The following is a 15,058-nucleotide window of genomic DNA, read 5'->3' as shown; positions in this document are numbered from 1 at the left end:
TTAATGTTATACCTCATTATTGATTAGTGGTGTTAAAGTTTGCAAATTTGATAGAGCTAAAGGTTTGTGTGGGTTTTATAAAATTCATAAGGAATAATATGGATTTACGGTTATGCTTGTATTATAATGTAAAACAAAGATATAAAACTTTACGAAAATTGATTGCTGGTTATAGCAATAATGAGAAGATCGGCAAATTAAAGAAATTAAAAATATGCGAAAGTAGTATAAATAAAAAACGGAAAAATAAATGCAAATTTTATAGTGCATGGCTTTATAAAGAAATTACTGTAAATGATGAAGGAGCGATAAAAGATGGAAATGATTTATGCATGGATAGAAAAATTTAGAAACTATCAAAAGGTGGAATTAAATTTTAGCGATAAGTTCATCATAAAATATAATTATACAAAAAAAGTTATTGATTTAACTCCAAGTAAATCTTATATATCAATCTATCCAGAGCATATAACAAATATCAATGCAATTGTCGGTAAAAATAGTGTAGGAAAAACAAATTTATTAGATGTTTTAGGACTTAAAAATGGTGATAGAAATAAAAATAACGCTGAATACGAAGTAAAATATAAAAAAAAGAGTAGTGGCTTTGGTTATCGCATACCTCAAGACATTGAGGCTGAAATTAAAAATTCCATTTATTTTTTTATTTATTATATGGGAAAGGACGCTAATGACCAAGATTTATTTTGTTTTGAGGGGAATGATATTGATAGTTTTGAAAATATTATAAAAAAAGGATCTGGCTTAGATATTGAATATTGGAGAAGTAAATATTGGTTTGCATTTATATGCAATTATAGCAATGGAAAGGTAATACATAAATTTGATTTAAATACGCGTCTTGGAGAATACAGAACAGAATCTCATGAAGATGGTTTTAGGTATTATGGTGACCACAGAAGCGAGCAGGATAAACTTGTAATTTTATCCCTTCGGGAAAATCTGAATGATAAATACTATGACTATAGATCTACAAAAGCAGAAGACGATTACAAAATTTCTGTACCTCGGAGAATCGCAAAATTTCAATCAAAGTTCTTAGCTATGAAAGTCGAAATGTTATTTAGGCAAATACAAAAACCCGAAAGGCATTTGTTTCAAGATGATAAATATATGTTAAAAATTCGTTATAACAGTCTCTTTTTATCTGATGATGCAGATAATGAAGAAAAACTGCTTATGAGTTGTTCATATAAAGACCTTAGTGGATCAGAAAAAGAAGTGTGTAAAGTACTTGAGGCGTTTGTGCAATATTATTTTAAGAATATTTATGATCATCCTACTGATGAGATAAGAAAAAACATTGAAGGACAATTATCCAAAATTAAAATTAAAATAAAGTCTTTTGAAGGATATAAGAATTATTATTACAATATTATAAAGGTTTTGTCCGATTGTTTTTTCAGTGATAAAGAAGGAACACAGCATGTTCTTAAATGTTATATGGCTTTAGAAGAGGAGTTATCTAAAAATAAAAACATTACTTTTTCCAAAGATTATATAAATATTAATATAACAAAACAGGTAAACATTAATGAACTTATAAAAATGATTGACGTATCCATTGATGAAAAAGTCACAAGTGATTTAAATGAAATGTTTACTGTATTTGGTGGCTTTTTTAATTATTCAATAGAAAACCTTAGTGATGGTGAAAATGCATATTTGGGTTTTTTTGCATCATTATATGAACAAATATCTTTGCTTACCTCTTCTAAAGAAAAATATATTATTCTGCTTGATGAACCTGAGGCGAGAATGCATCCTGAGCTTACAAGAAATTTTATAAACGAGTTAATATTATTTTTAAAAGATCTAAATCAGGATAAAAAGAAATTTCAAATAATAATATCGACGCACTCGCCGTTTATATTATCCGATATACCGTCTAATAATATTATATATTTAGAGAAAGATGACTTCGGCCAATGTATCCCTGTAAAAAAGTCGATTAACACTTTTGGAGCGAATATCCACACTCTTTTAAAAGACGGATTTTTTATGACATCCACAATGGGGGAGTTTGCAACAAACAAAATAAAGGAAGTTATTTCTTTTATTGATGAAAGTGATGCTGGAATTATAACTGAGATACAAAAAAATATTTGGCTAAATTTTATTAATTCTATTGGTGAACCATTAATAAAAAACAGAATTATAAAAATGTTCAATGAAAAATTTCTTTTAAATTATACTGATTTGTATAATGAAAACTTAAAATTGAAAAGCAAGTTAGCAAAATACTCAGAACCGAATCAGATTTCTGAAACAATTGAGGATCTTAAGAAGCAAATAATAAAACTCCAAATACATGTTAATGACTTGGAGGGCAAGCACAATGATAAAAATTAAAATTGAAGATAATCTTCGGGAAACCATCAAAATAGAACATTATATGGACATTAAGAAAAGAGCTAAGGACACTATTGTAAAAGTAAAGGGGATGGCAAAATACAAAAAACTATATGATTATTTATTTGATATTTCAGGTGATTTCGATGAGGATAAGCTAAGAATGTTAATAACTGGAAGCAAAGATGAATTAATTAAAATTATTGATGTTATTGGAGAAATAAAACTGGACAAAAATGATTCGTTTGACAAGTTATATAATAATTTCACAAATAGAAATTGGTCAAAATCTCTGTTGGAAAAGTTAGGTGTAAGGGTTTGTCCATATTGCAACAGGCAATATACATTTACTCTTCAAAATGAAGGTATCCGTCCTCAGTTTGATCACTACTTTCCTAAAAGCTTATTTTCATATTTATCAGTATCTTTATTTAACCTAGTACCCAGCTGTAGCATATGCAATTCTAGTAAGCATGCACTAAATACTTACGAAGCAATGAATGACTTATATTATCCATATCAGGATGAGTTTGGAGACGATGTGGTCTTTCAAACATACTCTGCCGGCTACGACTTTTCATATTGGACAGGAAATAACAATAATTTTGATATAAAGTTAATGTACAAAGATAAAAAGCATGGTAATAAGGTAGAGAACATAAATAAGTATTTGAAAATTGAGTTATTATATAAACAACATAAAGACTACGTAAAAGATATCATTAGAAATGCTGTCATTTACAATGATAGTAGAATTAATGAATTACTTGATCAGTTTCCCGGCTTGTTTCACTCAAAAAATGAAATACTTAATTCAATATTTATGAGTTATATTGATAAGGAGAGCTGGGGGAAACGACCATTATCTAAATTAACACATGATATTTATGAAGAGTTTAAAATTTTTTCGAATATACAATAGATGCTATAAGTCGAGTGTTCAATAAGTATTATGATAATTGATCTGTGTTATGAAAATTGATTTTAGTGTACGGTAGGGGCAATTGCTGAGGGTTTGTCTTATCTATCAGCGGTACCGAAAGAAATATATATTGGTATGAACTGTATGCCAACTTATAGAGGATAGAATTGTTAAAATATCTCATGTGATAAATATACCGGTATGTAAAAGGCATTGATGAATTAAGTTCTAACTATGATTTGACGCCTAGAAGACCTTAGATTAAATTTTTAATAGTTGGAAGTATACCAAACATTTATTAACATTATGGATCTGGACTTCCCATTATGTTTATTAGGAAGAGGAGTATAAATGTTTACAGTGGTTGCTATAGCTAACTGATTTATATTGTATTGCAGAGATGGTTGGAAATTTCTATTAAAAATTGCTTATAAAATTGGAGGTAGTATAAAATTGAAATATGAAAAAGTCATAAATTTTATTTTGCAAACCATTGCATTTTTTGTTATTTTCTGTGCGTTGTTCCTTTTGATGAAAAAACTGGGAATAAATCAAGATATGTCGATTTTGCCTGGAGCAATCGGAAGCACATTTGGATGGGCTATTGTAAGGTTATTTTACATAAAAAAAGAGAGTAAAAAACGAGTGTAATTTATGCATGTTATTAGCATAATTCTTAGTTCATAAGTCCTTACTTGTTGAACGGATTTGATACACCATTGTCCACAAGGTCGAAATGCCCATTATATTTAACAGGTGTACAAGATTGTAGCAATAAACGAAGTTAAAACGAATTTTGTTTGTGTAGGAAATAAATGAACGAATTTGCCTTTGTTTTGTCTGTGTTTCCTATGCGTTTGAAAAGATGATTGAAAAGTGTGAAAAGAATATGAAAACAGCCAAGGGGTGGACGATTAATGGATCAAGAAGGGCAAGGTTCAGAAGACTTACAAGTAATAGAGGATATGGAACTAATAAAAGAAGCGCAGCAAAGTGTAAATGCAATACGACCATCGCTAATCAGTCCGATTTTTAGTACGATGGTAGCGTTGGGACCAATATTAGGCCCAGTTTTCTATTGTATGATAGAAAATGAGAGCATTGTTTTATTTAATGCAATAGGCTTTGTATTAGGATGGGTATGGATAATTTTATCTTGGTTATTGTATATTAAGAATAAAAAAGAGTATAAACATTGTTTGAATGAATGTAACAATAAATTAAAGGAGATGAATATTGATTTTCAAATATCATCAACGAAAGATAGAGAGGATATAATTATTGATCGATTAGCTATAACAACGATTGTATCTTTGGGATGTTTTTTGGGTTCTACCATTTTAGCAATTATATTTAAAGTGCCATATTTAAAATACATAGCTCTATGTTCAGTGTTTGTTTTTATATTAACTTTGATTGTATTAACATTAATGGGAATTTTTCTCTGTATGTGGAATGGTTTTAAGTATTTGAAAGAGAGGAAGAATGCTAGGGAAATAGATAGGTTGAACGATTAATCATCGTTCAAATAAGTTATTTGTTAAGAAAAAATACGTATTTTTATAAAGTGCAGGAGGTGGAAACAATATGAAAGTTATAATTTTTCAGGGTAGTCCGAGAAAAAACGGAGATACAGCAACTCTTATAAAGCCATTTTTATCAGAATTAGTTAATAATGGAATAGAAGTTAAAACAATTTCGCTGTATGATAGAAAGATTTCGCCATGTATCGAGTGCTATCAATGCCAAAACAGATTGGGTGAATATGGTTGTTCAATCCATGATGATATGTACGAAATATCAGATGAGATTTTAATGGCTGATTGTTTTATTTTGGCTACTCCAATATTTATTTGGTATTGTACCGCTCCAATGAAAGCAATGCTTGACCGATTTTATGGGTTACATAAGTATTACGGGGAACAACGTGGACCAAGTCTGTTGGAAGGAAAAAAGTGCGGAATAGTTGCTACATGTGGGTACGATCTCGAATATGGCATAAGCCCTTTTGAAGATGGCATTAAGCGATTTTGTGAGCATTTCAAAATTGAATATATTGGGAAAGCAGCTGTATCAGATGATGCAGGAGACCGTGTAAGCAAATTTGAAACTGATGATTCAAAAAAGATAGCCGTTGATTTTGCTAAAAAAGTAATCAGTAGTTGTACAGTATAAGCATAATATGATGAAGCTTGCCAAATTCCATTTTCAAAGGGGTTGAACTTCCCATTTTATTTATTAGGGAGATACATAAAGTAGAAGATATTTTACTCGCAACACTTATCGCTTGCGAATCAAAAAAGAGTCCGGGGGAATATAATGAGAAAGTTCTTACTGTCTTTATTTTGTTCTTTCTTTACTGTATTAATAATTATTATCATATTATTTAACATCAACAATAATAGCCACTTTTCGACGCATAGAATGGCTAATTGTGATGAGGTTATTACCAATAACCTCATGGAAATCAATTCAAAGGAAGAAGCTTTAAGTATTTTTAAAGAATGGCTAATTGACAATACAAATTATACTGATAAAAATAATGACATTGTAAGCATTAAGAACTACAGAGGCTACTATGAAATAAGTCTTAAAATAGCAGTCACTATTAACGGTCGAGTTCGTGGTGTTATGGGTTATAGAGATTATGTCATCACTAAAAACGGAGATTTAAAAGGCTATTATATGTCAAAATAAATATTATTAAGGATTCTCAATATTTCGCAATAGTGAACTTCCCATTATATTTATAAGGGAGATACATTTTAGTAAACACATGATTCAAAATAGTTTATTAATGTGTACTACATTTATTTTTATATTGAAAGGTGAACTTAATTGTTGGTTGAAATCGAAAGTTTTGGGGAGATAAAATTATATCAGGAAAAAATGCTCTGAAAAAGAATTAAGACATAAAATGAACGACGTACTTAAAATTACGCGACCTGAAAAGTTTATAAACAATAAAGTATTTAGAAAACGGCAATAATTAAGGTCACGATTGAATAACCGTGACCCCTATTGAATGATTCAATTCTTGTCATGATCCAAAAGCTTTTACCCAATTACCTTCTTTACGAAAACATTTACAGCTGAAAGTTGCTTGTCGGTCAAGTCAATAGACCCCTTATGGACAAACATACCATGATTGCGCACACCGAGTTTTATAGGCAGAGTTTCGGCATGTACAGATATCCCTTTCTCATTAACGATGGAAGCTATTCTTTTTGCTCCATCCATAGCTCCGGCAGTGGAAAATGCAGCCACAGATTTGACTGTTGAACCATCCAGACTCTCCAGATAACTTTTTAGGGAATCGTCTAAACCATGCGCGTAGACACCACCGCCTATAAACAACAAGTCAACCGGCTCTTTAAGTGGTTCCGTAATCGGCTTTGCTGTGACCCCTGCTTTAATGGCAATCGCTTCTGCGAGTGATTTTGTATTGCCTCCTATGGATTGATACCTGATGGCTATTTTCATTCTTATCCTCCTTATTTCTTGACTATAAGACAACGTGTTGTATAATGGATTATACGACTTTGTATTATATTCATCAACCAACAGAATCGTTTGATTTGTAGGATTATATGTTATGTATGAAAGAGGTAAGAGATGAGAAAGCAGCCTGAAATTACAGAAAAGACAAGACAATCATTTATCAGCATTTTTTGTGAATTATATTGCCAAAAACCCATTGAGAAAATCACGGTGCAGGAAATTGCAAATAAGTCCGGCTATAATCGGAGTACTTTTTATCAGTATTTTACTGATGTTTACGATTTACTTAGCTTTATCGAAAACGATATATTGAGTTTTATACGTGAGAAATTGAAAAATACAGAGAGCGCTGATTCTAAACAACGCGATTTACTCCTAATTTTTGAAGAAAAAGGGACATACTTGGATGCCTTATTAGGCGAATACGGTAATATGCGTTTTATAGAAAAGTTGAAACATGAATATTTTAATGATGAGCTGAATGATTGTTTCCCAAGAGATAATTCGGCAGCACCCTATCTATTAGAGTTTCAGATATCAACTTCGTTTTCACTGCTTCGTCTTTGGCTGCGCAGGCAAAAAGATTTGCCCTCAGATATATTGTTAAATTTGATAGATACGCTATTTACTTCTGGAATATCGTCCATTATAAAAAACTGTTAGCTTAGTTAATAAGGAGGCAGATAAGAAAATCATTGAGATGTTTACAGACTTCTAATATTGTGCCTGACGAATGTTGGTACTCATACGATGCTACTTCAACTGTACCAAGCGCCATAATAATACTCTCCTTAATTAGACAGAGGGATATGGAAAATGAAAAGCAAATGCAACTTCCCATTATATTTATTTGAGTTATTTAAAACAATCAACAGACAAATAGGAATGTGATGTTATACATACAAATAGTAATTCATTTTAGCGGAGGAACAACAGAATGCCAATAATCAGAAATGAGAAAATAGAAGATTACAGAATAGTTGAAGAATTAACTAAGAAAGCATTTTGGAATCTTAATGTTCCTGGATGCAATGAGCATTATCTCGCCCATATTATGAGAAGTCATAGGGATTTTGTATCGGAATTGGATTTGGTTATTGAAGAAAATAACTGTATTATCGGAAATGTTATGTATGTAAAGTCCAAACTGATAGATGAAAAGGGAAATGAAAAGGAGATACTGACTTTCGGACCGTTAAGCATTTTGCCTGAATATCAGCGCCATGGATATGGTAAACAGTTATTAGAATATTCATTTCATAAGGCGGTAAAGCTTGGCTATGATACAATTGTTATTTTTGGAAATCCCGAAAATTATGTGAGTAGAGGATTTAAAAACTGTAAGAAGTATAAAGTTGGAATTAACATGGATGTTTTTCCAGTTCCTTTACTTGTGAAAGAGCTGAAAGAAGGCATACTTCAAGGGAAAAGTTGGATTTATAAAGAAAGTTCTGCATATAGCTTTGATGAAAAAGAAGCAGAAAAATTTGATAAGACTTTTGAAGTGCTTAAAAAAGAATACAAACCGAGCCAAGAATTATTTTACATTTACAGTAATGCCAGAATCAATTGATAGATACCCATTTATTAGGAAACTGACTTTCAATTTTATCTACTATAATGATCGGTGCTGTAAAAATATAAATAGCTATACAATCGCTAATTATTGAATTCATAAAGCATGGGGGTATTGTATGCGAAATCATAAAAAATTCATAATATTCATAATTGTAATCTCAGTATTAACAACTATATGGTTTACTATATCTTTTATAAAAGTTGAAGGTTATACATATCCAGCAACAGTAGTGAGTAAAACAAAATATAATAAAATTACAGTAACATACTATAGGGCTGATGATAATAAAGAAGTAGAAGTTAAGGTTAACGATGAAAATGTTTGGAACTTAATCAAGGTAGGAAAAACATACTTATTGGGTTATAATAGAACGATTTTTCATAAAGAATATGATTTAGATCAAATATTGCCCATGGATAAATTACCTACAAAATAGATTTTTACGCTCTTTCACAATGAGAAATAAGTCGACTGCCCATTATGTTATTAGGGAGATACATAGATTTGAAGGTATTTGACTTGCAATAGTTATCAACAGCGACACAAGAGTTAAGTTACATTAGATATAATACGCTCTGTTAAGTAAGGTGGCAGTACTGATAAAGGGGATATTTGTATGCAAAAATGCAGAAAATGTACAAGCGAATTTAAGTGGAAAGAAATTTTAAAATCAATTATGTTTGCTTACAAACCACTTGTTTGTAAAAATTGTGGATTACAATACAATGTTAAAATCAGCTTTCGAATAATAAATGCATTGATTATTGCAATTCCGTTGATAATAAATCTTTTATTTCACGTTCAATCATATTTTACTTTTTATGCATTTATTATATATGAAGTTCTTATAGGAATTTTAATGCCATTTTGGACAAAATACAATATAGATTAATTGTCAATTCGCAATATATCAAAATAGTAAACTTCCCATTATATTTATGAAATAAAGTAGGAGAGAAATAGACATATTTGAATTTGTGGAGGAATTATGAAACTGAAATTGGTCAAGGCTACGGTTGAATATAAGATTACGGAGATGTTAGATGAATGGTATGCCTTTGAAGAAAAAATTATCCCATATGCAATTCGCCGTTTAGATTATCATGACTTTGAATGTTATTGCGAGAACATTGAAGTTAAAATTATAAATGAAGGGATAGTTCCAGACTCAACATTTTTCTGCTTAGATGAAGATAGGAATATTATGGTTTGGAGCAGACAGGATTACGTATATAAGATTAATTCTAAGTCCTCATTTAACACTATTCTAATTTCTATAGATGGTAAAAATGAAGAATTTAATACTATATTTGGACAATAGTTTTGTACTAATGGAGCTATGACACAATCTTTCACAAAAACGAAGAATCCAACTTCTCATTATAATTATAAGGCAGATGGCTAGTTTAAGTAATAGAAATTCGTGGTTGGTAGCGATAACGAAAGAACGATTTCTCAAGATATATCAAAAATTTGAATTAATGAGGCTTTTATATGAGTAGACTTTATTATTTTGCCAGTGATAGTATTATGGAAGAACAACCCAATCCTTATGTCAGACTGTTATCTGTAAATCAAGCTTTGGATATAGGAGTAGAGGTCAATTTAGATATGTTTGGAAAAGGTTTTGATAAGGATAAGCCGAATGTCATTCTGTTTTGTAAGGATGAAACTCAAATGGAATACCCAAACATTTTTTCAATCAATAAAAACGATTTTTACGATGATATCGGAACTACAAAACAATATTGTACTGCGTTGGAATGGAATTACTCAGATGCTACGGTAGATGTCATACTCAAATATGTTCAGAACCATATGAAAGTATCACCAGAATTAGAGCTGTGGAGCGTATGGTTAGGTTCTGGAGATATCCCTTCTATGAAGAAAATTAAGTGCAAAGCAAACAATCTGACTGTTAATAAGTTAAAAGATATTTATAAAAGTGAATTGGATTTTTATTGCTTGACCGTAGTAAGGTGAATTTCAATCCTTAGAATGAATTTAATTCTCATTCGTTAGCAAAAACGAACTTCCCATTATGTTTATTAGGGAGATACATAAATCAGAAGATTTTTGACTCGAAATAGTTATCAACAACGTCACAAGAATTAAGATAAATTAGATATAATACGCTTTGTTACGTAAGTTAGCCGTTCTGATAAGGGGGATATTTGTTATGCAAAAGTGCAGAAAATGTACAAGTGAGTTTAAATGGATAGAAATTTTTAAATCCAGTATGTTTTTTTACAAACCTATTGTTTGTAAAAATTGTGGATTACAATACAATGTAAAATTAAGCTCTCGACTAATAAATGCATTGATTATTCCGATTCCTCTTTTGATAAATCTTTTAGTTCACTTTCAATCTAATTATATTTTTTATGGATCTATTATATATTTGATACTTATAGGATTATTAATGCCATTTTGGACCAAATACAGTATTGATTAATTATCAATTCGCAATATTTCAAAATAGTAAACTTCCCATTATATTTATAATGAAAAATAGAACTTAAGAATGCATGCAATTTTAAAAGGGGTAGAATAATAATGGAGAACTATACAAAAGAGCAAATGGAGTTGGCACACCAAAATGTTCAACAACTAATACAAATTGTACAGAATTTAGAAGGAATTTTTAGTGGACGGCATTTTACTTTAGATGGGCATCTAGTAGGTTCAATTGGAGAAGTATTGGCATCATATCATTATGGAATTAAATTATATCCGGCATCGGCAGCAATACATGATGGGGAAGCGCCGGATGGACGAAAAGTGCAAATTAAAATGACGCAAGGAGATACAATAGTTATATCGGAACAACCAGATTATCTAATTGCTCTTTATATGAATCGAAAAACGGGTGAAGTAAAGGAGATATATAATGGTCCAGGAGATATTCCTTATACTAAATCCTATGAGTATAAAAAGCACAATAATAGGTATATGTCTGTTTCCATGTTATGTCAAGAGGATTTTAAGGTCAAAGAGAGTGAACGTATTCCGACAATATATGAAATATCAAAATATAGCAAACAGATTAGTAATAAAAGTATAAAAATGGATCAACAAGGTTTATCCCAAAAACATTCAAAATCTACAACAGATATTGGATTTATTAATAAGAATAACAATATCCAAATATTTGCTTAGATATTGGAATGGCAATAGATACGAAAAGATAATAAAGCATCAAGGAAAAATAGTTAGCAAATTTAAGCCCAGAAAAACTTGCAAAATTAGATATTAATGATGAAATTATTGCTTTCATCGGAAGAAATAACAGATCTAGGAGAATACTTTGTATCTATTTGACTCAGTAGGTATATAAATGTATCCAAGAGGCTTAAAAAGCATCAAAAGAAGGAGAGATAATGTAAGAAAAAAATTCTTCATTCAATACTTGCGGTATTTCCTACACCGAATATCGATGAAACCGCTAAGTATTATAACGAGGTTATGGGATTTAGAGTTGTTAAATATTTAGATGTAAAAGAACCTCATATATGCCTTTACCGTGATAGTGTGGAAATAGTATTGCTTAAAGCAAATAATGAAAAAGTTTACACGAATAGGGAACTGTATGGTTATGGGGAAGATTCTTATTTTATTGCTGACAATCAAGAAGCATTACAAAATGAATTTATAAGTAAAGGAGCTAAAATTGTTCGTCCGCTCCATGTGACAGATTATAATAATTTGAAATTTGTGTTAGAAGATATAGACGGACGGTGGTTGGCTTTCGGAATGAAACAAAAATAATACATTGCTAATAAGCATAATTAGAATTTATTTTAATTCACAATGTTTCACAAAAGCGAAGAAGTCAACTTCCCATTATGTTTATAAATTACATATGTCAATTTGAATTTTTAGGGGGGGTGATTGAATGGGTAAAATATTAAGTTCTTGGAGTGGTATGCGTAAATATCTTGAACAAGAAATGCTTGCAGAATGTTTGCACGGACGAGTTAGATATAACTGTACTTCCTATGTTGGGATGGATGGATGCCATATTTTTGAAATTTATATTGATAACAATTTAATAAAGCAATTTTCTTATGAAACCGTTAATAGTTATTTCATTAAAATTGGTTACAAGAATAATTCCATTCCTGTTGGAATTAAAGAATATTGGGATGAATTTTGGTCACTTATGGATACTGTTCCTATGAAATTGCGATCAGAATACACGGATGATGAATTCTGTGAAGCTCTAGAAAATTATCGAAATCAGAGTATTCAAGACAGTATAATTTCCGAGAATTCGCTGGAAAGAATGTTTGCTGTGTTAGATAGGCGTATTGGCAAAAGAACCCTTAATAATGTGAAAGTATCATTTGAAAAAGAAGTAGGATGGCTTCAACAGTTCTATCGGTTAAGATTGGATTCAGAGAATATATAAAGTAGCAACAACTTCCAATTTGCCTAGCTATTGTGTACTTCCCAGTATGTTTATTAGGGAGATACATAAATCAGAAGATATTTGACTTGCAATAAAATTGAGTAATGGAAAATTTATATAATGTGTAGGATAAGGTGGTTATATGAGAGATGTACATATTCACATTGAAAGAGGTAACTATACCAAAGAATGGATAGATAAATTTGTTGAACAGGCAATGAATATGGGTCTTGAGGAAATTTATCTTTTAGAGCACTCACATCGCTTTAAGGAATTTGCACCTATGTATTCATCCGTTTGTAAATTTAGTGAATATCAGCAATCTTGGTATAATAGAAGAACAGGACTTGCCATCAAACAATATACGAATCTAATTGATGAAATGAGATTGCATCAGTTTCCTATTAAAATAAGATGGGGTCTTGAAATCTGCTATTTCCCTGAGTATGAGCAACTAATATCTGAAATACTTAAATCATATAACTTTGACTTTGCGACTGGTTCTATTCATTGGGTGAATGGTTTTGGATTTGACCATAAGATAGAATTTTGGAATGGCGTCGATGTTGAATCGTTGTATAATCAATATTATGACTGTATGATAAATCTTGTTAAGAGCGACTTGTTTACTGGACTTGCTCACCCAGATTCCATAAAATGCTTTGATTTTTTACCACCACAAAATTTATCAAATGTATATTCTGATTTAGCTAATCAATTAAACTTACATAATATGTACATAGAACAAAGTGGTGGTCTTGCACTAAATTATAATTATCACGAAATGGGCATGAATAAAACGTTGTTAAATATTTGCAAGAGTAAAGGTGTTGACATACGTTATGCATCAGATGCTCATAAACCTGAAGATGTAGGGGCAAATATTAAAGCTATGCAAGATGATTTCACATAGATAATAAGCATAATCTACAGTAAACTTAATAAACAATCTTTTGCAATAGTGAACTTCCCATTATATTGATTAGGGAAAGTAACAAGTGGTTCGGATTGTCATGGAACCTTTGAAGATACAACGATAGAACAGTTATGTACTGAATCTGCTATGTTAAGATTATTATAATATAAATATATTGAATGAAACGGAGTTGATTTTATGTCAAAGGTTGCATTAGTAAGATGTGAAAATTATGATTATGATCAAGTGAAAGCGGCGGTTCAAAGAGGAATTGATCTTCTGGGTGGTCCTTCCGTTTTTGTAAAAACCGGAGAAAAAATTCTATTAAAACCAAATTGGATTATGGCTGTGTCTCCGGAAAAAGCGGCTACGACGCATCCAACGGTTTTTAAATCAGTCGCTGAGATTTTTAAGAGTAACGGGGTAAATCTAACTTATGGAGATTCTCCAGGATTTGGTTCACCTGAAAATGCAGCAAAAAAGACAGGTTGTGCAGCTGTAGCTAACGAATTGGGTATGCCTATCTCTGATTTTAATAACGGTAAAGAAGTTTTTTTTGCTGATGCAATGCAAAACAAAAAATTAACTTTGGCAAATGGAGTTTTGGAAAGCGATGGATTAATTAGTCTGCCAAAATTAAAGACTCATGGATTCTTAAAGCTAACCGGATCTATTAAAAATCAATTTGGTTGTGTTCCTGGGTTACTTAAAAGTGAATTTCATGTAAAGCTTCCCGATCCTGTTGATTTTGCAAAAATGCTTGTTGATATTAATTCCTATATAAGACCACGACTCTACATAATGGACGGAATTATTGCTATGGAAGGGAATGGTCCGATGAACGGCACTCCTAGAAAAATGGGGCTACTCCTGTTTTCATCAGATCCTATTGCTCTGGATGCCACTGTTTGCCGCATAATCGGCGTAGACCCAGCGTACTCCCATACGATAACAATGGGAGAAGCAGCAGGACTTGGTACATATAACGAAAACAAGATTGAGCTTGTCGGAGATCCGATCGATAGTTTTAAAGACCTTGAATTCAAAGTGGATAGAGAACCCATTAAAAGCCTAAAATCAGGCGGAACTCTTCTAAAACATATAAATGGTTTTATTGTTCCAAGACCGTATATCTTAAAAAATAAATGCGTAAAATGTGGTGTTTGTGTAAAGATGTGCCCAGTTGATCCCAAGGCTATAAACTGGCATGACGGTAATAAGGAAAATCCTCCGTCATATAAATATGAACGGTGTATTCGTTGTTATTGCTGTCAGGAATTATGCCCTGAAGGCGCTATTGAGATTAAAAGACCATTAATCAGGAAGGCATTCGGTAAGAAAAAGAAATAATATAGT

Annotated in this window: 20 protein-coding genes; 19 read left to right on the top strand and 1 reads right to left on the bottom strand. The window is 31.1% G+C overall.

Features of this window, described 5'->3' with window-relative positions; genetic code table 11:
- Nucleotides 1–98 precede the first annotated feature (98 nt).
- The 7 genes from AC6IWN_RS07220 to AC6IWN_RS07190 all read left to right on the top strand — a co-directional run bounded on the left by AC6IWN_RS07220 (nucleotide 99) and on the right by AC6IWN_RS07190 (nucleotide 5,992).
- Nucleotides 99–350 carry a hypothetical protein gene (locus AC6IWN_RS07220; RefSeq protein ID WP_497991699.1) on the top strand — a complete coding sequence of 84 codons (252 nt, stop codon included), beginning with the start codon at nucleotides 99–101 and terminating at the stop codon, nucleotides 348–350.
- Nucleotides 316–2,373, top strand: a complete 2,058-nt coding sequence (locus tag AC6IWN_RS07215; RefSeq protein ID WP_497991698.1) for an AAA family ATPase — start codon at nucleotides 316–318, stop codon at nucleotides 2,371–2,373. Before AC6IWN_RS07220 ends, AC6IWN_RS07215 begins: the two co-directional genes overlap by 35 nt.
- Nucleotides 2,360–3,295 carry a hypothetical protein gene (locus tag AC6IWN_RS07210; RefSeq protein WP_497991697.1) on the top strand — a complete coding sequence of 312 codons (936 nt, stop codon included), beginning with the start codon at nucleotides 2,360–2,362 and terminating at the stop codon, nucleotides 3,293–3,295. Before AC6IWN_RS07215 ends, AC6IWN_RS07210 begins: the two co-directional genes overlap by 14 nt.
- 453 nt (nucleotides 3,296–3,748) lie before the next feature.
- The gene (locus AC6IWN_RS07205; RefSeq protein ID WP_497991696.1) at nucleotides 3,749–3,946 is read left to right on the top strand and encodes a hypothetical protein; all 198 of its coding nucleotides are present in this window, start codon (nucleotides 3,749–3,751) and stop codon (nucleotides 3,944–3,946) included.
- A gap of 266 nt (nucleotides 3,947–4,212) precedes the next feature.
- Nucleotides 4,213–4,812 (top strand): hypothetical protein, encoded by a 600-nt coding sequence (locus AC6IWN_RS07200; protein WP_497991695.1) that lies wholly within the window; start codon nucleotides 4,213–4,215, stop codon nucleotides 4,810–4,812.
- A 70-nt stretch (nucleotides 4,813–4,882) separates the two neighbouring features.
- Nucleotides 4,883–5,470 (top strand): flavodoxin family protein, encoded by a 588-nt coding sequence (locus AC6IWN_RS07195; protein ID WP_497991694.1) that lies wholly within the window; start codon nucleotides 4,883–4,885, stop codon nucleotides 5,468–5,470.
- Nucleotides 5,471–5,614: 144 nt separating this feature from the next.
- Nucleotides 5,615–5,992, top strand: coding sequence for a hypothetical protein (locus tag AC6IWN_RS07190; protein ID WP_497991693.1), 378 nt, complete (start codon nucleotides 5,615–5,617; stop codon nucleotides 5,990–5,992).
- A 360-nt stretch (nucleotides 5,993–6,352) separates the two neighbouring features.
- Here the strand turns inward: AC6IWN_RS07190 and AC6IWN_RS07185 are convergent, their stop codons facing one another.
- Nucleotides 6,353–6,778, bottom strand: a complete 426-nt coding sequence (locus AC6IWN_RS07185) for a flavodoxin family protein (RefSeq protein ID WP_497991692.1) — start codon at nucleotides 6,776–6,778, stop codon at nucleotides 6,353–6,355.
- 132 nt (nucleotides 6,779–6,910) lie between these two features.
- Here AC6IWN_RS07185 and AC6IWN_RS07180 point away from each other — a divergent pair, with 132 nt between their 5' ends.
- The 12 genes from AC6IWN_RS07180 to AC6IWN_RS07125 all read left to right on the top strand — a co-directional run bounded on the left by AC6IWN_RS07180 (nucleotide 6,911) and on the right by AC6IWN_RS07125 (nucleotide 15,052).
- Nucleotides 6,911–7,459 carry a TetR/AcrR family transcriptional regulator gene (locus AC6IWN_RS07180; protein ID WP_497991691.1) on the top strand — a complete coding sequence of 183 codons (549 nt, stop codon included), beginning with the start codon at nucleotides 6,911–6,913 and terminating at the stop codon, nucleotides 7,457–7,459.
- A 274-nt stretch (nucleotides 7,460–7,733) separates the two neighbouring features.
- Complete coding sequence (locus AC6IWN_RS07175) at nucleotides 7,734–8,369, top strand: GNAT family N-acetyltransferase (protein ID WP_497991690.1); 636 nt, start codon at nucleotides 7,734–7,736, stop codon at nucleotides 8,367–8,369.
- Between the two features lie 121 nt (nucleotides 8,370–8,490).
- Entirely contained in the window at nucleotides 8,491–8,811 is a 321-nt protein-coding gene (locus AC6IWN_RS07170; RefSeq protein ID WP_497991689.1) for a hypothetical protein, read from the top strand.
- A 180-nt stretch (nucleotides 8,812–8,991) separates the two neighbouring features.
- A complete protein-coding gene (locus AC6IWN_RS07165) occupies nucleotides 8,992–9,267 on the top strand; it encodes a TIGR04104 family putative zinc finger protein (RefSeq protein WP_497991688.1) in 276 nt (91 codons plus the stop codon).
- A 96-nt stretch (nucleotides 9,268–9,363) separates the two neighbouring features.
- The gene (locus tag AC6IWN_RS07160; RefSeq protein WP_497991687.1) at nucleotides 9,364–9,696 is read left to right on the top strand and encodes a hypothetical protein; all 333 of its coding nucleotides are present in this window, start codon (nucleotides 9,364–9,366) and stop codon (nucleotides 9,694–9,696) included.
- Between the two features lie 173 nt (nucleotides 9,697–9,869).
- The gene (locus tag AC6IWN_RS07155; RefSeq protein WP_497991686.1) at nucleotides 9,870–10,358 is read left to right on the top strand and encodes a hypothetical protein; all 489 of its coding nucleotides are present in this window, start codon (nucleotides 9,870–9,872) and stop codon (nucleotides 10,356–10,358) included.
- A 196-nt stretch (nucleotides 10,359–10,554) separates the two neighbouring features.
- On the top strand, nucleotides 10,555–10,830 hold the full coding sequence (locus AC6IWN_RS07150; protein ID WP_497991685.1) for a TIGR04104 family putative zinc finger protein: 276 nt from the start codon (nucleotides 10,555–10,557) through the stop codon (nucleotides 10,828–10,830).
- 101 nt (nucleotides 10,831–10,931) lie between these two features.
- Entirely contained in the window at nucleotides 10,932–11,534 is a 603-nt protein-coding gene (locus AC6IWN_RS07145; protein WP_497991684.1) for a DUF6998 domain-containing protein, read from the top strand.
- 234 nt (nucleotides 11,535–11,768) lie between these two features.
- A complete protein-coding gene (locus AC6IWN_RS07140; RefSeq protein WP_497992185.1) occupies nucleotides 11,769–12,143 on the top strand; it encodes a VOC family protein in 375 nt (124 codons plus the stop codon).
- A gap of 127 nt (nucleotides 12,144–12,270) precedes the next feature.
- Entirely contained in the window at nucleotides 12,271–12,786 is a 516-nt protein-coding gene (locus AC6IWN_RS07135) for an SF0329 family protein (protein WP_497991683.1), read from the top strand.
- 142 nt (nucleotides 12,787–12,928) lie between these two features.
- Nucleotides 12,929–13,699 carry a PHP domain-containing protein gene (locus AC6IWN_RS07130; protein ID WP_497991682.1) on the top strand — a complete coding sequence of 257 codons (771 nt, stop codon included), beginning with the start codon at nucleotides 12,929–12,931 and terminating at the stop codon, nucleotides 13,697–13,699.
- A gap of 201 nt (nucleotides 13,700–13,900) precedes the next feature.
- Nucleotides 13,901–15,052, top strand: a complete 1,152-nt coding sequence (locus AC6IWN_RS07125; RefSeq protein WP_497991681.1) for a DUF362 domain-containing protein — start codon at nucleotides 13,901–13,903, stop codon at nucleotides 15,050–15,052.
- The last annotated feature ends 6 nt before the right edge of the window (nucleotides 15,053–15,058 follow it).

It is taken from the genome of Variimorphobacter sp. HTMS_6 (genome assembly GCF_059717775.1).
Note: the sequence above shows the minus strand (reverse complement) of the source record. Positions and strands in the feature narration are given on the sequence as shown.